The organism is Pseudomonas sp. 91RF, from assembly GCF_003576265.1.
GTDB classification, from domain to species: domain Bacteria; phylum Pseudomonadota; class Gammaproteobacteria; order Pseudomonadales; family Pseudomonadaceae; genus Aquipseudomonas; species Aquipseudomonas kribbensis.
This window is the reverse complement of sequence record NZ_QWFC01000019.1, coordinates 110704-130293: the sequence shown is the minus strand read 5'-3', so window position 1 is coordinate 130293 and position 19590 is coordinate 110704. Positions and strand designations below refer to the sequence as shown.

The following is a 19590-nucleotide window of genomic DNA, read 5'->3' as shown; positions in this document are numbered from 1 at the left end:
GGTGCACCATCGGACGAGCGGTGAAAGCACTTCGCAAATCGACAATAAGCAGTTGCCAGGCAAGACTTTGTGGCGCAATGCTCAATGAGCGAGAAATGCTTTGAGGGTCTAGATTCAAAGTATTCCCGATCATTTTATCAACGGCAGGAAAGGAGCTGCCGGACGTTTGTTTTTCTTGCAGCGCGGCACTGACGCCGCACGTCAGGGCCGAAGGCTCTGTGCAGAAGGAGAAGTTGCATGCCTTACCAACCGAATGACCTGCTCAGCCGTCATTTTCAGGAAAGCGGCCACGACCTCACCGGCAAGGTCGAAGAACAACTCAACCTGGTTTCCCCCAACAGCCCGAACATTCCCATCTACCGCGACATGATCCTGACCGTGCTGCGCATGGCCCAGGAAGATCACAACCGCTGGAATGCCAAGATCACCTTGCAGGCCCTGCGTGAACTGGAGCAGGCGTTTCGCACGCTCGAACAGTTCAAGGGCCGGCGCAAGGTCACGGTGTTCGGCTCGGCGCGCACGCCCGTAGAGCATCCGCTGTACGCCATGGCCCGTGAACTGGGCGCAGCCCTGGCCCGCTCAGACATGATGGTCATCACTGGTGCCGGTGGTGGAATCATGGCCGCCGCCCATGAAGGCGCCGGCCGCGAAAACAGCCTGGGGTTCAACATCACCCTGCCCTTCGAACAGCACGCCAACCCTACTGTGGACGGGACCGGGAATCTGCTGCCGTTCCACTTTTTCTTTACCCGCAAACTGTTCTTCGTCAAAGAGGCCGACGCACTGGTGCTGTGCCCCGGCGGTTTCGGCACGCTGGACGAAGCGCTGGAAGTGCTGACCCTGATCCAGACCGGCAAAAGCCCGCTGGTGCCGGTGGTGCTGCTGGACACGCCGGGCGGCACGTTCTGGCAAGGGGCGCTGGATTTCATTCGCCAGCAACTGGAGGACAACCGTTACATCCTGCCAACTGACCTGAAGTTGATGCGCCTGGTGTACAGCGTTGAGGAGGCGGTGGAACAGATCAATCAGTTCTACGGCAACTTCCACTCCAGCCGCTGGCTCAAACGGCAGTTCGTGATTCGCATGAACCACAGGCTCAGCGACCGGGCACTGGACCACATGCAGGAAGTCTTCGCCGATCTGTGCCTGAGCGACCGGTTCCATCAACACGCCTATAGCGCTGAGGAGCACGACGAGGCGCAATTCAGCCATCTGGCGCGACTGTCCTTCGCCTTCAACGCCCGTGACCATGGGCGCCTGCGGGAACTGGTGGACTTCATCAACTTGCCGGAGAACTGGGCACAGTCCAGACCACAAACGGCGCAATCCTCCCGCGAACCGTCGAAGGTAATCTGAAGGCAAAAAAAAGCGGCCCGCTATCGAAATAGCGGGCCGCTTTTTTATTTTTTGATTGAAGCTGGAACCGATTTAATCGTCCATCCCTCTGCCGCTGAACAAGCGGTTGATCATCTCCATCGAGAACCCCCGATACGCCAGAAACCGGCCTTGTCTGGCTCGTTCCTTGGCGTCGGCGGGAAGCTGTCCGGAGAACTTCCGTTGCCAGGTCTCTGTTAGCTGCACCTGCCAGTTGATACCGCTCTCACGCAAGGCAAGTTCGATATCGGCACGCTGCAAGCCGCGCTGGCTCAGTTCCTCACGAATCCGTAACGGGCCATAACCTGAACGGGCGCGGTAAGAAACAAAGCTTTCCAGATAACGCGCTTCGGAAAGCAGCCCTTCTTCCGTCAATCGGTCGAGGGCTGTTTCGATCATTTCGGGTGGAGCGCCGCGCTGACGCAGTTTACGCGTCAGCTCGACTCGACCGTGCTCGCGGCGTGCGAGCAGGTCCATTGCGGTTCGCCGCACCGCGACGAGGGTATCGAGTACGGCGGTTGTCATCGTTGCAATCAGATATCAGCGTCAGCCAGGTCGTCTTCGGTCTCTATGACCGCAGAAGCCTTGGAGTCAGCGATCACGGCTGGCGACAGCAGCTTGTCACGCAGTTGCTTCTCGAGCTTCGCCGCGACTTCCGGGTTGTCTGCCAGGAACTTGGCCGAGTTGGCCTTGCCCTGACCGATCTTGGTGCCTTCGTAGGCATACCAGGCGCCGGACTTCTCGACGAAACCGTGCAGCACGCCCAGGTCGATCATCTCGCCGTTCAGGTAGATACCCTTGCCGTAGAGAATCTGGAACTCGGCCTGACGGAACGGCGAAGCCACCTTGTTCTTCACGACCTTGACGCGGGTCTCGCTGCCGACCACTTCGTCGCCTTCCTTCACCGCGCCGGTACGGCGGATGTCGAGACGGACCGAAGCGTAGAACTTCAGCGCGTTACCACCGGTGGTGGTTTCCGGGCTGCCGAACATCACGCCGATCTTCATGCGGATCTGGTTGATGAAGATCACCAGGCAGTTGGCGTTCTTGATGTTACCGGTGATCTTACGCAGCGCCTGGGACATCAGACGGGCTTGCAGGCCCACGTGCATGTCACCCATTTCGCCTTCGATTTCAGCCTTCGGTACCAGTGCCGCCACGGAGTCGACGATGATCACGTCAACGGCGTTGGAGCGCACCAGCATGTCGGTGATTTCCAGGGCCTGTTCGCCGGTGTCCGGCTGGGAAACCAGCAGGTCGTCGACATTGACGCCCAGCTTGCCGGCGTACTCAGGGTCGAGGGCGTGTTCGGCGTCGACGAATGCGCAGGTCGCGCCGGCCTTCTGGGCCTGGGCGATCACGGACAGCGTCAGTGTGGTTTTACCGGAAGATTCAGGACCGTAGATTTCAACAATACGACCTTTTGGCAGGCCGCCGATGCCGAGCGCGATGTCCAGACCCAGAGAGCCGGTGGAAATGGCCGGGATCGCCTGACGGTCCTGATCGCCCATACGCATTACGGCACCCTTGCCGAATTGACGTTCGATCTGACCCAGGGCCGCAGCCAAGGCTTTCTTCTTGTTGTCGTCCATTAAAGTCCTCACGTAATCAATAAGGCCTGACGGCCAACACCTGTATAAGTAGCCAGTATTATTCCACAGCGTTCGCGGATCGCCTACCCCTGATTTTCGATTTCTCGTGCCGCCAGTCGCAGCAGCCCCTCTAGCGCGGCCTTCACCGTTTGTCGGCGGACCTCGTCGCGGTTGCCGGGGAAGTGCTGCACCTCGCTGGAAACCGCGTCGCCCACACCCCATGCCAGCCACACCGTGCCCACCGGCTTGTTCGGCGAGCCGCCGTCCGGCCCGGCGATACCGCTGACTGCCACGGCAAACCGGGCACGGCTGTGTTTCTGCGCACCGCGCACCATCGCCTCGACCACCTCGCGACTGACCGCGCCCACGGTGTCGAACAGTTCGGCGGGCACGTTCAGTTGCTGGGTTTTCTGTCGGTTGGAGTAGGTCACATAACCGGCCTCGAACCAGGCGGAGCTCCCCGGGATCCGGGTAATCGCTTCAGCGATGCCGCCGCCGGTGCAGGACTCGGCCGTGGTGACGTGGGCATTGAGCAACTGCAGGCGTCGGCCAAGTTCGGCCGCCAGTTGGGTGAGGTCTTTCACGGCACTCTCCGGATCGGGTGGAATGCCTACCACCGTACACGAGCCGGTTGCGCTTTCAATACACAGACTCATTCAAAATGTGCAGGCGCCAGCGCTCTGATATAGGCCTGACAGGCCTGCAGGGCAATCAGTCCGCGATCGCCTTCACCGGTGATGGCGACAATTCGTTGAGCATGCGCCGGGTCAAGTCGGGCGCGTACGGTTGCATGATCCACGCCGCCGGTGCCGGAGGCGGCTGGCACACCGCAGCCTTGGGCAGCGTCGCCTGCGTCGATGAGGACTGACAGGCGCAGATCAGCAGTGGCAAGGCGATCGCGCAGGCGATCCTGGTCACGTTGGGCATCGCTGAGTGCTCGATAGTGGGTTTGTTCACTGGCCGCGAGCCGCTGCTCCAGGGCCAGGCGCTTGTCCTGTTCGGCCTGCTGCGCCGAGGCAGCAGCCTGAGTCAGTTGGTTGAGGGTTTCGGCATGCTGTCGCGCCTGCTCGGCCAGTTGGCGGCCATAACGCCAGTCCTGGAATTGCCATGCCAGTGCAGCAGCCCCCAGAACCAGCAATACAACACCGGTTACGCGCCAGGAGATGGACATAACACCGCCCTCGCCCGCGCCCAGATGTCCAGACGATCCTGCAAGCCGTTCAACCCGCCGTTGATTCGACGGGTGATGGTATTGAACTGATCGCGGTCCGCCAGTTCGTTCAAACCGTTCTGCTCCCAGAACCACGCAGCGGACTCCGCCGCCCATTGCGGTTGCTCAAGCAATTCGGGCAACGACAACAGACGCTCATCGCCGAACAACCCGAGACTGCACTGGCGATAGTTGGTGCGGCCGGTGATCTGGATCAGCCCGCGACCGCGATACTTCTGTCCGTCACCATCGGCTTCCGGCGTGTTGCCCAGGCGCAGCGCCAGCGTGCCGGTGTCGTATTTGCTCAGATACTGGTTGTCGCCCAGTTCGCGCACGTAGCGCAGTTGCCCGGACTCATGGCCGACCTGAGCGAGAAACGCAGCGACGCGCTTGGGCGTATCGATGCGATGACGCGCCATGGCGTCGTTGAGCGGTGAAACAAAAACGCCCGCTTGGGAGCGGGCGTTGGGCATGATTTTGCTGAGGTTGTTTTCAGTGATTTGCATAATGCTTGATCCTCCCTGGATGTGCTGCGATTGAATCATGACTGGTGACCAGGGCCTGCCAGCCATTTCTTTCCGGAGTTTTCCGCGCCAGGATCCTTGTGAAATACAGAGGACTCAAAGTGCCGTTGCCAACCAGCGCGGCGCCACCGGACGATGCTCGCTGAACGGGAAAAACGAAGCCTGTGGCCAGTCCCGCAGCGCGCGCCGAAACGCTTGCAGCTCGGCATATTGCTCGGTGGTCAGCGTGGTGCCCCCGCCGTCCTCCAGCTCATCGCGGTCGCGGGCCACCAGGCCATCGGTGGCTGCCAGTTGTGCGGTTCGCCAATTGCGTTCGGTTTCGCCCGCCTGTTCTGCCGAAAGAGGCGGCGGATCGACCAGTATCGGATAACCGGTTTGCGCATCCACACCGATGACTTTCGCAGTGACCGCCAGTTGCTGGAGCAATGAAATCCAGTAGGCCTTGGGAATTTCGATGACGTCGTCCGGAATGTCCGACGAATTGATTCCCGGCACATAAACCCCTCGGGTACGTGCACTGAATAAAACGTTGAAGTCGTTCATTTAATAGCCCTTGGCAAAATAAAATACGGTCCAGCCAGCCGCGACCTGGTTGAGCGCGTTGCGTACTTTCAAGCGAACGCCTTGTTTGGTGGCCGAGCCGCCGATAACAATGACCATGGCGCCATCACCGCCAACATGAGTGGCGACACACGAGAAAAACGCATTCGGGAAGGAAATCGGGAAACTGACCCACATTTCACCATTGGCATCTGTAGTACCGAATCCCCATTGATCGATGTTTCCACTGGCGTGTTTCTGGTATCCAGGGTTACCAGACCAGCCGGAAAACAACGCGGCATATTTCAGACTGGCCGTGCCGTAAACCGTCCAGATACCGTTCTCTTTGACAACGTTGGCACTCTCGCCGCTGTTCATCACAATCGAGCTCAGATAGGCGCCTTGCGGACTTATTTGCGTATTGCCCATGCAGGCAATGGTGATCGCTGCGTTGCTGCGACAGTGAAAGCCGATCGTCGCGCCGTTGGGCAAGTTGAGGATGTCCGGCAAGGTCACGGTGTATGCCGAGTTGCCGCCCAGGCCGATTGAACATCCGACATCCGCGGCCGTCAGTTGTGTGGCCGCAGACACACCGCGCGCGCCGGCATAGTTGCCAAGTGCGCGCTGGACAAACTCGGACGTCGCCGCAGAACGACTGACATCGAATGGCGCAGCCGTCTGGAACAGTTGAGAGCTGCGAAGTGCCCCCAGCAATTGCGTATTTGACGCCTCGCTCGGCGTCAGACCGCCGGCACGCACAACACCCAGAATTTCCTGTGTAACACCGTTGCCCCAACTGGCTGGAATCAACGATCCCGGTTTACCTGTGATCAGGTCTTCATCAACAAACCGGCCATTGACCAGGCCGGCGCTCGGGACGCTGTTTGGATAGTCCATTGCACTTCTCCCTGTGTGGAAATCAGATGTTCACCGTTGTGCCGGGCACAACGGGCCAGGTGATTTCCTCGGGGAAACCAGTCTGTTTTTCGATACGGTTCAGTTCCACGCTGTAGAGCTTCCATTCGAGCAACTGCAGTTGCTCTTCGTGGCTGGCATCGCCGATGTCTTCGGCGTATTGCAGGGGCGCAATGCGCAGGACGGCGTCACGCAACAGCGCGTCACGCGTCTCCCTGGCCTGTTGGCTGATACTGGCCAGACGGACTTGCGCATCCAGTTGCCAGGCGTTGTCGCGCCACACATGGAACTCTCCGGGCCAGGGTTGCGCCGTCAGGGTGTCGGGCAGCTCGCCCAACTCATTCCAGATCTGTTGCGCGCCGCCGTCCTTGCGATAGACCAGACCACGTCGGTCAATCACCTCTCGCGGTACTCCATTGATCAGCGCCCAGGCGTGACCGCTTTCCAGTTCAGGCAATTCGAACGACAACTGGACTGCGTTACTGGGCAGTTGAATACCGATACCTGGCGTCACGAAAAACTCGACAGGCCCGGACAAGGCGCCCGAGCCATCAAACAGATAATTGAACATAGGTACCTCAGATGAGTTTGATACGGCCGGGATAGGCGATGTTGCGCGGGCGGGACTTGAAGGCCAGCAGCAGGGTATTGGCAGCATCACGCTGGTAAGTCGTATTGGCAGGGAAAATGGGGCCGCCATTGAGTAGCCCGGATACGTATTGCGGCTCTTCACGGGTTTCGGCACCGAAGCCGGTCAGACTGTCCGACCAATACGCTCCGACCGCACCGCTGCCATTTGCGCCTTGGGCGTAGGAGTGAATCGAACCGCCCTGAAAGGAACCCATGGCCCGTGCCGCGTCCACGCCCCGGCCCTCATCCAGCACTCGCAGAAACTCGCCTCGCCCTTCCGGGCCGCGGAAGGTCGCCGCGCCGTCGCCCGAAGTCCATTTACCTTCGTTGCCTGCACGCGCCGCTTCAGTGCCCAGCATTCCGGAGAGCTGGGCGTGATCCCACAGCCACGGCCACTCGACACGCTTCATGACGGTGCCGTTGAGCGCTCCGTAACCACCAGGGCTGAGCAAAGTGGTCGTCTCGAAAAACGGCCGTCCCAGTGGTGTGTTGTCAAAGCGACCGACGGGCCACCAACTGCCGGCCCCGTCGCTGCGCAAATGCCACCAGTCACCGCCGCCCATCAGCACCAGAAACGGGTAACCGCTCGCAGACAAATGCGTATGAAAACGGATCCGGTCGGTTCCGGATGCCTGCACCACCATTCGATTGCCGCTGTTGTCGACACGACGAACAATCACGTCGCGCACACCCAGTCCGACAGTGGCGCCGGGCAAGGTGATCGTCGTGGCACCGGGGCTGCCATCGATCAGTACCAGACCGAGTTCCTGATCAATCAGTGCCTTCGAAGCGGCAAGCCGTGTCACCACCGAACGCATTGGGCTGGCGGCACCGATGATCGATTGAATGGCTTTGAACAGCTGGCCGGTATCGACCTCGTTGGCCGTCATTCCGGCACCGCCGATCACGTTGAGAATTTCTTGTGTAACGCTGTTGCCCCACACCGCCGGAATCAAAGAACCCGGCGTGCCTGCCACCGGGTTTTCATCGACGAAGCGGCCGTCGACCAGGCCGACGCTGGGGACGCTTTTTGGATAATCCATGGGATGTTCGTTCCTCTGTCATGACAAATGAAACGTGGCGGCGCGAAGGCTTTCGCAACGGCGCAAACGCTTCTGTTCCTGAAAATAAAAAAGCCCACGGCGACGTGGGCTTGGGTGAGGCTGGACGCGACTACGGGTTGGTGTTGTCCGCCAGTCCACGAATGGCCAGCAGCACTTCGTCCGTGGCGGCACGCGCCTGTTCCAGCTGATTTTTGCTGGCGTACTCACGGATCCGGGTCTTGGCCTTCAGGCGCAAGGTGCGCAGGGTCAGCAGGCTGTCACTGACCTGAGCAGCCTTGTCGAGGATCTGCTCGGCCGCCTGTTTCGCAGACCTGCCTTTGGCGACCCACGCGGCCACGGACAGCGGCACTTCCTTCTTCGGATAACCGGCGTCCTGAAAGGCCTGAGCGTCAAGGACTGCCTGGGCATACTCCAACGCCTTGAGCGGGTCACCGGCCAACACGCTGCGTGCACTGTCGGCGGCAGCATCGACCCGGGCACAGAGGCGTGCGGTTTCCTGTTGTTCCAGCAGCGCGACTTTCTCAGGGTTGACGACCCATTGTTCACCGTCCCAGTCATGGGTCGCGGACGGCTGCGCAGGACGCAACTCTCCATCGATCTGATGCAGTTCCTGAATGACGATCATCGAATGAGCTCCCACGACAGCTGCACGTTCACAGCATCAGAAAAGTTGATCGGAATACCGACGCTGTAGTCGGTTTGCGGATGGTTTTTGATGCCCATGCTTAACAACAACTCATCGCTGTCGGCTATGGTTTGCCCCAGCGTGTGTTCCGCCTGGAAGCTCTGCCAGAGCGAGCGCAGTTGCATATGGTCGAAACTGGCGGCCAGCGTCGACACCGTGACGTCATTGAGAACGTTGTTGGTAAACAGCACGCACGGGTACAACGTCGCCGGATTCCAGCCGGCGGCGTTGTTGGCACTGGTCGTCGCAGTAGGTGACAGAAAGCAGTAGTTGCCACCGGACCATCCGGTGCCAGGAAAAGCCATAGAGGTGACAGCGGTCGAGGAAGGCGTCGGGTTACCCACGATCAACCGTGCAGCACGGGCATGAGGGTCGAGCGGCAAAAAAACCGCGCCGGTGCCGTTGACGGTCTGCGTCCAGGACAAGCGAGCACGGTTGTAGATTGCGCGTACTGTCGGCACAGAACCCGGTGCACCCGTAACCACCCAGGCCAGGCACATGTCCAGCACCGAACTCTGGAAACCACCGCCTGCAGCACCATTGACCGTGCCCTTCAGAGTGTCGGGCGTCACGTCGTAAATCGTCCCGCGCTGCATGTAGAACGTCAGTGCACCACTCACCACCTGCGCCCGCAGAAAGTAACCCGAACTCGGCAACAGATCGGCGCTGCTCCAGGCCTGAGTGGTGAACGTCCGCGAACGTCCCAACTGCCCCGCCACCACTTCCTGACCGATACTGACGTAAACACCCGCCGGCACCGACACCCGACCGCCACTGGTCGAGGCGGCAGCCGGTGTGATCGACATTCGCGCATCCGGTGTAGCGACGGTTGGAAGCGGCAACGCCGCCAGCGGCAATGCCAGATCCTGATTCCAGCCCTTGGCCGAAACACTCTGGATCGCCTGCAACAGCTGGTCGTATTTCTTCTCGTCCGGGTTCAGATCCCCGGCCTTGATCACGTTGAGAATTTCCAGCGTGACACCGTTGCCCCAGTCTGCCGGAATCAACGATCCCGGCGTCCCGGTCATCGGGTTTTCATCCACAAACTTCCCATTCACCAGACCGGCGCTGGGCACACTCTTCGGATAATCCATTGCGTTATTCCCTAGTCATAGTTGATGTGCACCTTGGTATGTGCCGGCGCCGCTCTATGGATCAGGCATTCCAGCGCCGAGCCCGGATTGACGCCGAAGCGCTCGCCCCAGTAACTCGCGCCAAAGCGCCGGCCGAGCAACAGCCGGCCACCGGTGTTCAGCGTCCACATGAACTGCGCTTCCCAGGTGCCCCAGTGCGCCGCGCCGAAGCGCGAGCGGCCCATGCGCGGGGCTTCGAGTTCGGTGATGGTGGCGTTGGGGTAACCCTGGCTTTTAGCGATCTCCAGGTAATAGCCGACGGCCTGGCTGCCGACCGCGAGCAAGCGGCGGCGCACGGCGAGGCGACGGTCGTCGAACAGCGGTGTGGCGCCGAGGCACGGATCGGGCAGGTTCATCACCTGTTCCCAGTCCGGCACCAGTTCGCTGACGCCGGCCGGGTCCATCTCGTTGAGCAGGTCGGCGGCGCGGGCATCGAGACGCGCCAGTTCGACGGCAACGCCTTGCAGCACTTCATCGAGTTCCGGCACCCGCTCCGGGTCCCATGCCGGGCCGCTGGGCAGCAGGGCGCGAAGCTGCGCCTGATATTGCGCGGCGGTTCTTATGCCCCCCATACGCAACCTCCGAAGGTGAGCAGTTCGCTTTGACCGGCAGGCACGTCAGCGGCCGGCTCGGTCAAGGTGTGATCGTACTCACCGCCGGCGCTGCTGATGGCTTCGCGAATATGGCTGATCAGCAACGGCACGCCGAGATCGGCTTCACGGTTGTGCAGGTCGCGCAGCTGCGCTTCGACGGCGGCGCGCACGGCGGTGGTGTCCGGGTTGACGCTCTTGAAGCGGTACACCACCGGCACTTGAATCGGTCGCTGCACATGCACTTCCGCCGTCACCGGTCGCAGCGGCTCGATGTAGTCCTGGACTTCCGCCAGTTGCTCGTCGTTGGGCACCGGTTGCGGATCTTCATCACGCATGATGAACACCGTCACCGTACCCGGGCCGAGCAGGCCGCCCCGGCACCAGGCACGAGTTACGCCCGGCACTTCCAGCGCCCAGGTTTCGTAGTCGCTGGCCGAACCGCCGTGAGGGATAACGCGATAGGAGCGAATCACCCGCGAACGTAGCGACTCCAGACTCTCCCGCGCTACGCCGCCGCTAAGGCCTGGCGCCAGCACGACAAAACTGTTGCCGACCACGCCGGTAATCGGCTGCACCGGAGTCAGCGCCAGTCCGGCATCGGTATTGCCGAGGCTGCCGGCATCCAGCGCCGCGATGGTGGTGGTGTTGCTGCCATTGACGGTGGTGCGCGCGGTGGTGACTTTGTAGGTACGGCCATCGCTCGATTGCAGCAGCGTATCAACGTCCAGCACCGCGCCCGCGGTCGCGGTAAAACTGACGCTGCCGGTGGCGACTTGCGCCGGTTTGCGCGGCTGGTTCAAGCGCAGTGCAGCGATACGTTCCAGAGTCGATTCGTCGGCGGTGTCGGGCAGGATCTGCTCGGCAATCCAGTCAAGGTAGCCGTACAGACCGTAAGCGGCACCGCCGACGGTGCGGGCCAGGACTTGCGCATCGGACTGGCGCAGCGAATCGCCGGCCAGGTCGCTTTGGGTGCGCTTGATCAGCACCGGCAGCGAAGGGGTTTCAAACGGCATAGATCACCTGCCAACTGTTATCGGGGTTGATGTCCAGGCGTTCGCCGTCGGCCAGGGTCAGGACCGTGCGCAGGTTCAGGCGCTGGGCGTCGAGGCGTTCGCTGATGATGTCGATGGCGCTGCAGTGGCCGTCATCGATCAGCCATTGCAGGGCTTCGCGGGCATAGAACTCGGCGTCCATCTGGGTCTGCCGGGTCAGCTTGACCCGCCGTAGCAGCCACAGCCGCGAGCCGATGCGATCGTCGGCCACGGTGGGAAAGGTGTCGCCCCACCAGCCGTAACGCTCCTCGTCGTCGAGGGCATCGTCATCGGCCGCACGGCGCCAGGTGAACAGGCTGATCAACACCGAGCGGGTCAGCGCGGCGTGGAGGTTTTGACTGAAAAGCATCACTGACCTCCCGCCGGCACGCCGGTCTGGCCGCTGCCGCCCTGCACGCCGCCATGCACGTGCTTGATCTGGCTGATGCCGCCGGCCAGCTGATCACCTTTGGAAACGATCTTGCCGGTCTGGTTGATCACCGGTGTGTCGAAGTTCACGGCGGTGCTGGCGCGGATGTTGAGCGTGGCGGTTTCGATGTCGATGATCCGCCCGCGCCTGAAGTGGATCTTGTCGCCTTCGTCGGTGTAGATCGCCACTTCGCCGGCCGCCAGCGATTGCAGGCGATAACGGCGGTCGGCAACCACCAGCGCGATGGCGTGGGAACGGTCGCCGCCGAGAAAGGTGACGACGCCTTCGGCACCGGCCAGCGGGTGGCTAGTGAAGCCGTAGGGTTCGAAGTGCTCCATGTCGTCGTTCACTTCACCGGCGGTGAGGCGCATTTGCAGCGATTGCAGCTTGGAGGCCGAACTGGCGAGCACGACAGTGCCGCGCGCCAGCAGGCGTGTCAGTAGGCTCATAGGGTTTTCCTTGGAATGTCAGCCCGCCGCCCACCTGTGGGAGCGAGCCTGCTCGCGATGGCGATCTGGCAGACACTTCTGCACTGACAGGTCTACCGCTATCGCGAGCAGGCTCGCTCCCACAGAGGCGATGTCAGGCTGGTGGCTTTTTCGGTGGGGTCGGGTTCGCGTCGAAGGTATGCGGCGGCGCCACTTGCAGGGTGGTCACCGAACCTTGCGCCGACAGCGAGTACGTCACCTTGGAAATCAGCATGTCTTCATCGAACCCGAGCACCGGATCCTTGACCCGCACCAGGGTGTTGTGACGCCACAGGTCACCGTTGGACTGACGCCAGCCCTGTACCTGATAAGTCGTGGTCAGAGCCCGGCCCATACGCGTCGCGCTCTCCCATTGGGCCCGTTGCTGGGCCAGTTCGAACGTCAGTTGCGAGCCTTCGTTGATGATCGTGGTGCGCCGACGCTTGAAGCTCAGGTCGGTCGCCGTCGATTCAACTTCGCTGACCGCCGCCCCGCTCTTCTTGTCGTTGCCCTTCTGCTGACCGATCACCCGGTACTCGGAAAACACCTGGCTGAAATCCATCGGCGCATTGGCCGAAAGAATGTTCTTGCCAAGTTCCAGCGCGTCACTGGCGCGACCGGCGCTGCCGGGTTTGGCGAGCACCAGCCGGCCTTCGGCGTCATCGGTGGAAAACACCCGGTACAGCGAGAGCAGACGATCGATCGACTGAAACACCGTTTCACCCGGCACGATCGTGTGTTTGCTCAGACGTGCAGTCTCGGGAATCTCGTTGACCACAAACTGCGAGTATTCCCCGGCCAGGGCCTGGACGATGTTCAACAGCGATTGATCCTGCCATTGGCCAGGGATGTTTCGCGCCGCACAATCCACCAGATCCTGGGTCTTGGAACTGCCTTCGATACTCAGGCTGATCTGCCGCCCGTCATAACTGATCGGGGCCTTGAACACATAGCCGGTGAGCACCAGATCCTGGCCGATCCGCACTTCGCACGGGTCACCGGCCTTGATCCGCTGATCCACGGTCTGCCCCGGCCATTGCCAGGTGATGTCGAGTTTGAAGGTGCGGAACTGGCGCTCCAGGTCCGCGGTGATCTCCACGCTTTTCCAGCCGCCGTATTCCATGTCGCCGACAGTCAGCGTGACGCGGTTGTCAGTCTCGTTCATGACTCACTCCCTGGAAACCTTGACTTCGTTGGGTGAGAAGCTCGGATGAGACAGACCATTGCGCTGAATGACCTCGGTCACCCGAGTGGCATCGCCAAACTGCTTGTAGGCCACGACCAGCGCCGGAAAGGTTTCCTGGAAGGTTTTGCTGACCAGTCGCACACCGGACGAAGCCACGGCCTTGAGGTGCGCGATCAGCGCTTCCTTTACATCGGCGATGGCCTGATAGTGCGCGGGATCGGCCTTGTCCTGGGCCTTTTGCAGCGCTTCGATCAGCTCTTTTTGCAGCGCTTGCAGATCGTCGGTGACCGGCACTTCCTGACGGCTGACCGGCTGTTTCGACTGTTGCTCCAGCGAAGGCGTCGACGACAGTTTCACCGGCGTCGACGCCACCGGCATCGAGGCTACCCATTGCGCCGCTTTGACGATCAGGGTGTCCTGCACCAGATTGGCCAGGGCCTGCGCCGCAGCCGTGGTGTCCTTGCCGGTGGTGATCTTCGGTGCGTCGGCCTTGCGGATGGCTTCGATCTGTTGGGACACGTCGGCAATCACGCCACGGTAGCCCTCCTTCGCGAATGCCTTCAGCTCTTTGATATCGCCGAGCAAGCCCTTGAACTCCGCCGCCACCTCCTTGGGCAGTTCCTTGACGGCCCTGACCAGTTCGGTGATCTGCTTGTATTGCGCGATCAGCGGCTTGAGCTGCTCCTTGATCACGTCGTACACACCGGTGAGGCTGTTGCGCAGATTGGCGATGCCGATCCGCGCCGCCTTGATCAGGGTCATCGCCTGTTCGAAGCGCGCCACCGCCGACCCGAGCAAACCGTCAGCCTTGATCAGCAGGACTTTTTGCGTGCTGACCGTCGCCGTCGGAAACGGCAGCGGCCGGTCCGGGTAGAACTTCAGAGTGAAGGTCACCATCCCGCCGTCCTGGCGGGTGTGGGTCATGTCGCACTCGCCGACCTTGACCTGCAGGCGTCCCAGCCACGGATGCACCAGCTCGCCGCTGCCCTGCTCCAGGGCCTGGAGCAGCTTGTCGCGCTGCTCCAGGCAATCGGCACCGATGACGAACGCCGTCAGGTCGTGGGTCTTGGCCTGCTGGCCGAGATCCTCGAAAAACGGCAGGTCGCGTTGCGGGTACTCGTGCAACTGCCCCTTGCGGCCGACCGGGGTTTTCGCCTGGTCGATCCAGAAGCCGACACCACGAAAGGATGCCGGCAACAAACGGTCACGCCAGTTCATTGGAACCTCCTGCCGATAGCGAGCGATAGCCGATGCGCGAACTGAGCGCCAGCCCCGGTTGATTGGTTTGCGGTTGATCGGTGCGCAGCCCCGCCGGCGCGTTTTCGAAGCGCACCGTCAGGCCGCCTTCGAGTTGTGTGCGGTTGTTGGCGGCGCTTTGCTGGATCAGTGCGCCAGAGGATTGCGGCAAAGAACCGCCCTGCAGCGCGCTGCCACCCTCGGGTTTCGGGCTGGCACCAAAGAAGGCCGGCGCCAGTTCACCCTTGCCTTCGGCATTGGTCTGACGTTGCGCCTGGGTCAAGGTTTCGACCTTGCCGGTGACCCTGGCGATCAGCCCGGCGAAGCCGCCGTCGAACAGCTCCTTGATCGGTGCGATGACGGTTTGCAGCTTTTGCCACAGCTCGCCGAACCACTCGGTGATCGGTCCCCAGTTCTTGATGATCTGCCCCAACGGTGTCCATTCGAACATGTTGTGCAGGAACTCCAGCACCGGCGCGGCCAATGCCTGCACCACGCCCCACAGCGCCGAAAACACTTCGCTGATCGGCTGCCAGTACTGCGCGATCTGCTCCAGCGGCGACCATTCGAACAGGCTCTGGAAGAAGCTTTTGATCGTTTGTGCCGACGTTTGCAGCGCGGCCCAGACCGGTTCGAAAAAGGTCACGACGCTGCCCCAGTTGTTGACGAGCATCCCCAATGGGGAATAGTCGAACAGGGTGCCGAAGAAGTCCTTGATGGCTTGCGCCGCCGGTTGCAGCGCCGCCCAGATCGAAGCGAAGAAGCCGGTGATCGCACTCCAGTTGTTGATGATCATGCCCAGCGGGGAATAATCGAAAAGGCTGCCGAAGAAGTCCTTGATGGCTTGCGCCGCCGGTTGCAGCGCGACCCAGATCGAGGCGAAGAAACCGGTGATTGCGCCCCAGTTGTTGATGATCATGCCCAGCGGCGTCCAGTCGAACAGCCCCTTGAGGAACGACATCACCGGCACACTCAAGGCCTTGAGCAATTCCCAGATCGCCGAAAACAGACCGGTCAACGGCCCCCAGTTTTCCAGGATCAGGCCCGCGGGCGACCACGAGAAAACCGACTTGAAGAAGTCGATCACCGGCGCCGTGACCGCTTTGACCTTGTCCCAGATACCCGAGAAGAAACCCGCGACCGGTTCCCACAGCGCTGCCAGCGTTTCCAGCGGTCGCCAGTCGAGTACCGAGCGCAACGTCGCCATTGCACTGGCCCCGGCATTTTTCACGCCCTCCCACATTCCGGTGAAGAACGCGGATATCGGTGTCCAGTTGGCCACGATCAGTCCGGCCGCCACGGCAATGCCCATGGCGATCAGCATGATCGGGTTGGTCTTGAGCACCATGCTCATGACGTCCATCACCTGGGTCATACCGGTGACGGCGGTTTGCATGGCGGAAAACGCAATCGCCCCCGCTGCCAGGCCTTCGACCAGTTTCGGGTTGTCGGCCAGCAGGCTGCCGACCTGGGTCAGCATCGGCTCCAGTCCGACCACCAATGCACCCACCGCCGGCACCAGTGCGGCATCCACTGCAGCGGAGACTTTCTCCATGGACGCACTGAATACGTTCATGTTCTGCGCAGCGGCTTTGGGCGTTTCCGGCAGGTCGACGGTTTTTGCCGTCTCGCTGACTTCGCTCAGTTTGCCCTGAAACGCCGCAGCCGATTTGATGCCGTCCACGAACGGTGTAATCACGCTGCCGCCCTTGAACAGACCGCTGATGTCCAGTTTGCCGAGGCCGGTCTGTTCGAGGTTTTTCTTGAAGCTCTCGACCTTTACTCGCAGGGCACCGAGCTTGGGCGACAGTTCATCGATGCCCGTCAGCAGCACCGAGGTTTTCTCTTTCTTTTCTTCGTCTGCCATCACTGCACCTGCTGCATCGCATTGATCCGTTGCGCGTGCTCCAGCGATTCGCGAAGCACATCCAGTGGCCTGGCCATCATCTGTTCGGGGTCAACCTTCCAGAACCAGGCCAGGTCATAGGCGACCGAAATCAGGTCGGTGATGGCTCCGACGCCGCACTCATGAAAAAACTCGCAACGGCCCAGCTCAGCGCGTTGAGGTCAGCCAGGTCCAACTGGTTGACCGACGACGGCGGAATGCCGGCGCACACGGCGATGTATTTGGCCGCCACGTCCATGTCGAGGCTGACCTCTTCGCTCTTGTCGATCTTGTACGGCAGCGCCTTGATCGCTCGCACCTCCTGCACCGTCGGACGGCGCAGGACGAGTTCGGTCAGGGGCTCGCCGTGAGCTTCGATCGCAACTTGAAGCTTCACGGCGCCGCTCATTGCCAGGTCCCCTTGATGCCTTCGAATTTCAGTTCGATGGTGGCGTCATCGCCTTTGGAGACTGGTTCTTCGACCAGGTAGGCACCGGCCAGTACGTAGACTTTGCCGTTGCTGAATTCGCAGGTGACGGTGATGTCGGTGCCTTCGATCAGCTTCTTCAGCGGGAAGTCGGCGGTGTGCAGCGCGGTCACCTTGAACGATGGCGCGATGTCGGTTTCCTTGTAGAAACCCGGCACGACGGTTTCGCGTTTGACGGCCATCAGCGGGGCTTCGCAGCCGCCGTTGATGGTCAGTTGTGCGCCGTCGACCTTGACGTAGCAGGTGCCTGCAATCAGTTGACCCATGGTGTTACTCCCTTCAAATAAAAAGCCCACGCAAGGTGGGCTGGATTCACAGATTCAAACGGGCCGATCAGGCGACGTCGTCGTACTGCAGACGGAACTGGTTGAGCAAAGCGAACACGCGCAAACCGTTGATGTAATCCGGCGGGAACAGCACGTTCACGCGGCTCGGATCCTGCACGTCACGCTCGACGATCAGGTGCTCGGCGAACAGCTCGGCGTTCTCCACGTGGCCTTCCAGTTCGAGCTTGGCGTACTGGGCAATCAGCTCACCGCGAATGGTCGCCGGGGTGACGATCGGCTGGCCGGCGCCGAAACGGGTGCCGTCGGAGGCCAGTTTGTGGCGACCGTACTTGCTGGTGATCACGCTTTGCAGACGACGCACGATGAACGCCGACTGGTGCATGGTTTCGCTGTCCAGGTACGAGTTGTCGGCCTGGCCGTAGGCGTTCTTCTGATAGGTGGTGATCGAACGCTGGATGCGCACGTAGCCGCCTTCGTAGTACGCGGTAGCGATGCCGTAGTTGAGCAGCGACTGACGCTCGGTCAGGGTGAAGCGCTCGCTGGCCGGAGCCGGATCGACACCCGGCAGGCTGCCGCTCTGGGTCGGACGGCTGGCATCGGCGGAGATGAACACCGAAGTGCGTGCAGCCAGTGCAGCGGCTTGTACCCACACCGGTTGCGGAACGCCCGGCTCCAGCGCCTGAATGGTCATGTGCTGGTCGTTGCGCGCCTGACCGGCTGCCACCAGAGTGCCGACGGTGCCACGCTTGGCGCTGTAGACGTGACCGAACAGTTGCTTGGCCCAGGACCAGCGACCGGTGCTGTCGTCCATCACCGCTTGCCAGGTGTTGAGAGTGGCCAGGTCGGACCATGGCAGCGCGATGAATTCGAACGGCTCGTCACCCAGTGCGGCAACGGCCGCCACTTGATCCGGGACACCGACGCCGCCGGTCATGGCAGTGACGGCAGTGGTCAGGCCGGCCGGGGTTTCTTCGCCGTTGCTCTTGCCCAGGCGATTGAATTGCAGGCTGATGTCGTTGCCGCTCTCGCCGGTCCATTTGGCGTTCAGGGTTACCACGCCTTCGGCAGCCGCAGCACTCACCGGCAGATCGGCGGTGGCGTTGATTTTCTGTGCCAGGGCAGTGGCCGCCTGGGCAGCGGTGGCGCCGTTGACCACGGTAGCCTGCACACGCACGCCGCCGACATACAGGTTGAGCAAGCCAGCCTGGGTCGCGGTGCCGGTCAGGGTCAGCACGCCTTTGGCGATGGCGCCGGTGGCGTTGTGCAGCGGCAGGCACCAGATCTCACCGATCGGGTCGGCCTTGCGGAAAGTCTCGTACATCGACGCCAGCATCGAGCCCTGGCCGCCAATACTCTTGGCCAGTGCCACGCTGGAAACCAGCACCAGTTTGCCGACTTCGCTCGGGGCGATGTTGTCGTTGACCTGCGCCACGATCAGCCGGCGCATGGACGACGACGCGCTATTGGCGGCCGAGTTGTCCATTTCGGCATAGAACAGCGGTACACGAATGTCCGCAGGAATGTTGCTGAATCCGATCGCCATTATTTGGCTCCCTTTTGTTTAGCTGTTGCGGTTTTGAGGGTGATATCGCCGTCGGCCAGACGCCGGCGCCACCAGGCGCTGTCCAGCACTTCACGGCCTTCCAGTGGCAGCAGGTCGCCTGCTTCCGGGTCCGGCACGGCACGGCCGGCGGCCGGCACTACAGTGATGCGGTTGCTCATGGGGTTACGTCTCCAGAGAAAGTCATTTCCACGCGCCCGTCAGGGCCGGGGTGTTTCAGGTTGGGGTCGGCCGGGTCGATCGCATCGACCCGCACGGTGACCCCGGTAAAGGACGACAAACCGTCCAGTTCGCGTTCGTGCCAACTCTCCGCAGGCTGACTTGGCAGATTGCGGCCCAGCTGGAACTCGGCAAAAAAGCGCAGCCGGTAGAACGCGCGGCTGCTGTTGATCGAGACCGTTTCGCCGCCGTCATAAACGATGGCGCTGTAGTCGGAACCGGGTTTGAAACCCACCAGCGCACGCCAGATTTCGGCGCGCAGGTCGTGCAACAGATCCAGCGCTTTTGTGGCGTCCGCGGCGTCGAGCACCAGGATGATTTCGAAGCGGTCGCGGATCGGCTGGCTGGCGGAGTTTTGTGCGGTACTGGCGCTGGCCAGATCGGCCAGGGGTAAAACATGGGCCGACGGGGTCGGCAGATTCGGGTTGCCTTGCAGCAGCGCCAGGTCGACACCTGTCGCGATATGGCCGGCAAGGCTTGGGCATTGCGCACGCAGCTGCGTGAGGATCGGGGAGATCTTCATGGGGAGCGTTCCAGGTTT

At 61.5% G+C, this 19590-nt stretch carries 24 protein-coding genes; 1 reads left to right on the top strand and 23 read right to left on the bottom strand.

Annotation, left to right across the window (positions count from 1 at the left end; all coding sequences use genetic code 11):
* The first annotated feature begins 237 nt into the window (after positions 1-237).
* On the top strand, positions 238-1356 hold the full coding sequence (locus tag DXT77_RS07660) for a TIGR00730 family Rossman fold protein (protein WP_119427210.1): 1119 nt from the start codon (positions 238-240) through the stop codon (positions 1354-1356).
* Between the two features lie 72 nt (positions 1357-1428).
* On the opposite strand, the gene recX is transcribed toward DXT77_RS07660, so the two are convergent.
* The 23 genes from recX to DXT77_RS07545 form a co-directional block, all read right to left on the bottom strand.
* Positions 1429-1899, bottom strand: a complete 471-nt coding sequence (gene recX / locus DXT77_RS07655; RefSeq protein WP_119427209.1) for a recombination regulator RecX — start codon at positions 1897-1899, stop codon at positions 1429-1431.
* 8 nt (positions 1900-1907) lie between these two features.
* Positions 1908-2966 carry a recombinase RecA gene (gene recA, locus DXT77_RS07650; protein WP_119427208.1) on the bottom strand — a complete coding sequence of 353 codons (1059 nt, stop codon included), beginning with the start codon at positions 2964-2966 and terminating at the stop codon, positions 1908-1910.
* Positions 2967-3049: 83 nt separating this feature from the next.
* On the bottom strand, positions 3050-3550 hold the full coding sequence (locus tag DXT77_RS07645; RefSeq protein ID WP_119427207.1) for a CinA family protein: 501 nt from the start codon (positions 3548-3550) through the stop codon (positions 3050-3052).
* A gap of 68 nt (positions 3551-3618) precedes the next feature.
* Complete coding sequence (locus DXT77_RS07640; protein WP_119427206.1) at positions 3619-4137, bottom strand: lysis system i-spanin subunit Rz; 519 nt, start codon at positions 4135-4137, stop codon at positions 3619-3621.
* On the bottom strand, positions 4116-4682 hold the full coding sequence (locus DXT77_RS07635; RefSeq protein WP_119427205.1) for a glycoside hydrolase family 19 protein: 567 nt from the start codon (positions 4680-4682) through the stop codon (positions 4116-4118). The genes DXT77_RS07640 and DXT77_RS07635 overlap by 22 nt, the downstream gene beginning before the upstream one ends.
* Positions 4683-4796: 114 nt before the next feature.
* Positions 4797-5243: a phage tail assembly chaperone gene (locus DXT77_RS07630; RefSeq protein ID WP_119427204.1), complete on the bottom strand. Its 447-nt coding sequence runs from the start codon at positions 5241-5243 to the stop codon at positions 4797-4799.
* Positions 5244-6137, bottom strand: a complete 894-nt coding sequence (locus DXT77_RS07625; RefSeq protein WP_119427203.1) for a phage tail protein — start codon at positions 6135-6137, stop codon at positions 5244-5246. It lies immediately after the preceding gene.
* A gap of 22 nt (positions 6138-6159) precedes the next feature.
* On the bottom strand, positions 6160-6726 hold the full coding sequence (locus tag DXT77_RS07620; protein WP_119427202.1) for a tail fiber assembly protein: 567 nt from the start codon (positions 6724-6726) through the stop codon (positions 6160-6162).
* A gap of 7 nt (positions 6727-6733) precedes the next feature.
* Positions 6734-7828: a phage tail protein gene (locus DXT77_RS07615; RefSeq protein ID WP_119427201.1), complete on the bottom strand. Its 1095-nt coding sequence runs from the start codon at positions 7826-7828 to the stop codon at positions 6734-6736.
* Between the two features lie 130 nt (positions 7829-7958).
* Positions 7959-8474, bottom strand: coding sequence for a phage tail protein (locus DXT77_RS07610; protein WP_119427200.1), 516 nt, complete (start codon positions 8472-8474; stop codon positions 7959-7961).
* Positions 8471-9628 carry a phage tail protein gene (locus DXT77_RS07605; RefSeq protein WP_119427199.1) on the bottom strand — a complete coding sequence of 386 codons (1158 nt, stop codon included), beginning with the start codon at positions 9626-9628 and terminating at the stop codon, positions 8471-8473. Before DXT77_RS07605 ends, DXT77_RS07610 begins: the two co-directional genes overlap by 4 nt.
* A gap of 11 nt (positions 9629-9639) precedes the next feature.
* Positions 9640-10239 (bottom strand): YmfQ family protein, encoded by a 600-nt coding sequence (locus tag DXT77_RS07600; protein WP_085712884.1) that lies wholly within the window; start codon positions 10237-10239, stop codon positions 9640-9642.
* The gene (locus tag DXT77_RS07595) at positions 10227-11273 is read right to left on the bottom strand and encodes a baseplate J/gp47 family protein (RefSeq protein WP_119427198.1); all 1047 of its coding nucleotides are present in this window, start codon (positions 11271-11273) and stop codon (positions 10227-10229) included. Before DXT77_RS07595 ends, DXT77_RS07600 begins: the two co-directional genes overlap by 13 nt.
* Positions 11263-11661: a phage GP46 family protein gene (locus DXT77_RS07590; RefSeq protein ID WP_085712882.1), complete on the bottom strand. Its 399-nt coding sequence runs from the start codon at positions 11659-11661 to the stop codon at positions 11263-11265. Before DXT77_RS07590 ends, DXT77_RS07595 begins: the two co-directional genes overlap by 11 nt.
* Entirely contained in the window at positions 11661-12170 is a 510-nt protein-coding gene (locus DXT77_RS07585) for a phage baseplate assembly protein V (protein WP_119427197.1), read from the bottom strand. The genes DXT77_RS07590 and DXT77_RS07585 overlap by 1 nt, the downstream gene beginning before the upstream one ends.
* Positions 12171-12303: 133 nt before the next feature.
* Positions 12304-13353: a phage baseplate assembly protein gene (locus DXT77_RS07580; RefSeq protein ID WP_119427196.1), complete on the bottom strand. Its 1050-nt coding sequence runs from the start codon at positions 13351-13353 to the stop codon at positions 12304-12306.
* Between the two features lie 3 nt (positions 13354-13356).
* A complete protein-coding gene (locus DXT77_RS07575; RefSeq protein WP_119427195.1) occupies positions 13357-14592 on the bottom strand; it encodes a DNA circularization protein in 1236 nt (411 codons plus the stop codon).
* Positions 14579-16477 (bottom strand): phage tail protein, encoded by a 1899-nt coding sequence (locus DXT77_RS07570; RefSeq protein ID WP_119427194.1) that lies wholly within the window; start codon positions 16475-16477, stop codon positions 14579-14581. Before DXT77_RS07570 ends, DXT77_RS07575 begins: the two co-directional genes overlap by 14 nt.
* Positions 16478-16607: 130 nt before the next feature.
* Positions 16608-16904 (bottom strand): phage tail assembly protein, encoded by a 297-nt coding sequence (locus DXT77_RS07565; RefSeq protein WP_003222226.1) that lies wholly within the window; start codon positions 16902-16904, stop codon positions 16608-16610.
* Positions 16901-17248 (bottom strand): phage tail tube protein, encoded by a 348-nt coding sequence (locus DXT77_RS07560; RefSeq protein ID WP_007908779.1) that lies wholly within the window; start codon positions 17246-17248, stop codon positions 16901-16903. The genes DXT77_RS07565 and DXT77_RS07560 overlap by 4 nt, the downstream gene beginning before the upstream one ends.
* Before the next feature lie 67 nt (positions 17249-17315).
* Positions 17316-18812, bottom strand: a complete 1497-nt coding sequence (locus tag DXT77_RS07555; protein WP_119427193.1) for a phage tail sheath subtilisin-like domain-containing protein — start codon at positions 18810-18812, stop codon at positions 17316-17318.
* Positions 18812-18991: a DUF2635 domain-containing protein gene (locus tag DXT77_RS07550; RefSeq protein WP_007954893.1), complete on the bottom strand. Its 180-nt coding sequence runs from the start codon at positions 18989-18991 to the stop codon at positions 18812-18814. Before DXT77_RS07550 ends, DXT77_RS07555 begins: the two co-directional genes overlap by 1 nt.
* Entirely contained in the window at positions 18988-19572 is a 585-nt protein-coding gene (locus tag DXT77_RS07545) for a hypothetical protein (protein ID WP_119427192.1), read from the bottom strand. Before DXT77_RS07545 ends, DXT77_RS07550 begins: the two co-directional genes overlap by 4 nt.
* Positions 19573-19590 lie beyond the last annotated feature (18 nt).

What these genes read in the sequence shown, in the direction of transcription:
- DXT77_RS07660 (WP_119427210.1), top strand. Translation starts at nt 238, where the DNA reads ATGCCTTACCAACCGAATGACCTGCTCAGCCGTCATTTTCAGGAAAGC.
- recX (WP_119427209.1), bottom strand. Translation starts at nt 1,899, where the DNA reads ATGACAACCGCCGTACTCGATACCCTCGTCGCGGTGCGGCGAACCGCA.
- recA (WP_119427208.1), bottom strand. Translation starts at nt 2,966, where the DNA reads ATGGACGACAACAAGAAGAAAGCCTTGGCTGCGGCCCTGGGTCAGATC.
- DXT77_RS07640 (WP_119427206.1), bottom strand. Translation starts at nt 4,137, where the DNA reads ATGTCCATCTCCTGGCGCGTAACCGGTGTTGTATTGCTGGTTCTGGGG.
- DXT77_RS07635 (WP_119427205.1), bottom strand. Translation starts at nt 4,682, where the DNA reads ATGCAAATCACTGAAAACAACCTCAGCAAAATCATGCCCAACGCCCGC.
- DXT77_RS07630 (WP_119427204.1), bottom strand. Translation starts at nt 5,243, where the DNA reads ATGAACGACTTCAACGTTTTATTCAGTGCACGTACCCGAGGGGTTTAT.
- DXT77_RS07625 (WP_119427203.1), bottom strand. Translation starts at nt 6,137, where the DNA reads ATGGACTATCCAAACAGCGTCCCGAGCGCCGGCCTGGTCAATGGCCGG.
- DXT77_RS07620 (WP_119427202.1), bottom strand. Translation starts at nt 6,726, where the DNA reads ATGTTCAATTATCTGTTTGATGGCTCGGGCGCCTTGTCCGGGCCTGTC.
- DXT77_RS07615 (WP_119427201.1), bottom strand. Translation starts at nt 7,828, where the DNA reads ATGGATTATCCAAAAAGCGTCCCCAGCGTCGGCCTGGTCGACGGCCGC.
- DXT77_RS07610 (WP_119427200.1), bottom strand. Translation starts at nt 8,474, where the DNA reads ATGATCGTCATTCAGGAACTGCATCAGATCGATGGAGAGTTGCGTCCT.
- DXT77_RS07605 (WP_119427199.1), bottom strand. Translation starts at nt 9,628, where the DNA reads ATGGATTATCCGAAGAGTGTGCCCAGCGCCGGTCTGGTGAATGGGAAG.
- DXT77_RS07600 (WP_085712884.1), bottom strand. Translation starts at nt 10,239, where the DNA reads ATGGGGGGCATAAGAACCGCCGCGCAATATCAGGCGCAGCTTCGCGCC.
- DXT77_RS07595 (WP_119427198.1), bottom strand. Translation starts at nt 11,273, where the DNA reads ATGCCGTTTGAAACCCCTTCGCTGCCGGTGCTGATCAAGCGCACCCAA.
- DXT77_RS07590 (WP_085712882.1), bottom strand. Translation starts at nt 11,661, where the DNA reads ATGCTTTTCAGTCAAAACCTCCACGCCGCGCTGACCCGCTCGGTGTTG.
- DXT77_RS07585 (WP_119427197.1), bottom strand. Translation starts at nt 12,170, where the DNA reads ATGAGCCTACTGACACGCCTGCTGGCGCGCGGCACTGTCGTGCTCGCC.
- DXT77_RS07580 (WP_119427196.1), bottom strand. Translation starts at nt 13,353, where the DNA reads ATGAACGAGACTGACAACCGCGTCACGCTGACTGTCGGCGACATGGAA.
- DXT77_RS07575 (WP_119427195.1), bottom strand. Translation starts at nt 14,592, where the DNA reads ATGAACTGGCGTGACCGTTTGTTGCCGGCATCCTTTCGTGGTGTCGGC.
- DXT77_RS07570 (WP_119427194.1), bottom strand. Translation starts at nt 16,477, where the DNA reads ATGGCAGACGAAGAAAAGAAAGAGAAAACCTCGGTGCTGCTGACGGGC.
- DXT77_RS07565 (WP_003222226.1), bottom strand. Translation starts at nt 16,904, where the DNA reads ATGAGCGGCGCCGTGAAGCTTCAAGTTGCGATCGAAGCTCACGGCGAG.
- DXT77_RS07560 (WP_007908779.1), bottom strand. Translation starts at nt 17,248, where the DNA reads ATGGGTCAACTGATTGCAGGCACCTGCTACGTCAAGGTCGACGGCGCA.
- DXT77_RS07555 (WP_119427193.1), bottom strand. Translation starts at nt 18,812, where the DNA reads ATGGCGATCGGATTCAGCAACATTCCTGCGGACATTCGTGTACCGCTG.
- DXT77_RS07550 (WP_007954893.1), bottom strand. Translation starts at nt 18,991, where the DNA reads ATGAGCAACCGCATCACTGTAGTGCCGGCCGCCGGCCGTGCCGTGCCG.
- DXT77_RS07545 (WP_119427192.1), bottom strand. Translation starts at nt 19,572, where the DNA reads ATGAAGATCTCCCCGATCCTCACGCAGCTGCGTGCGCAATGCCCAAGC.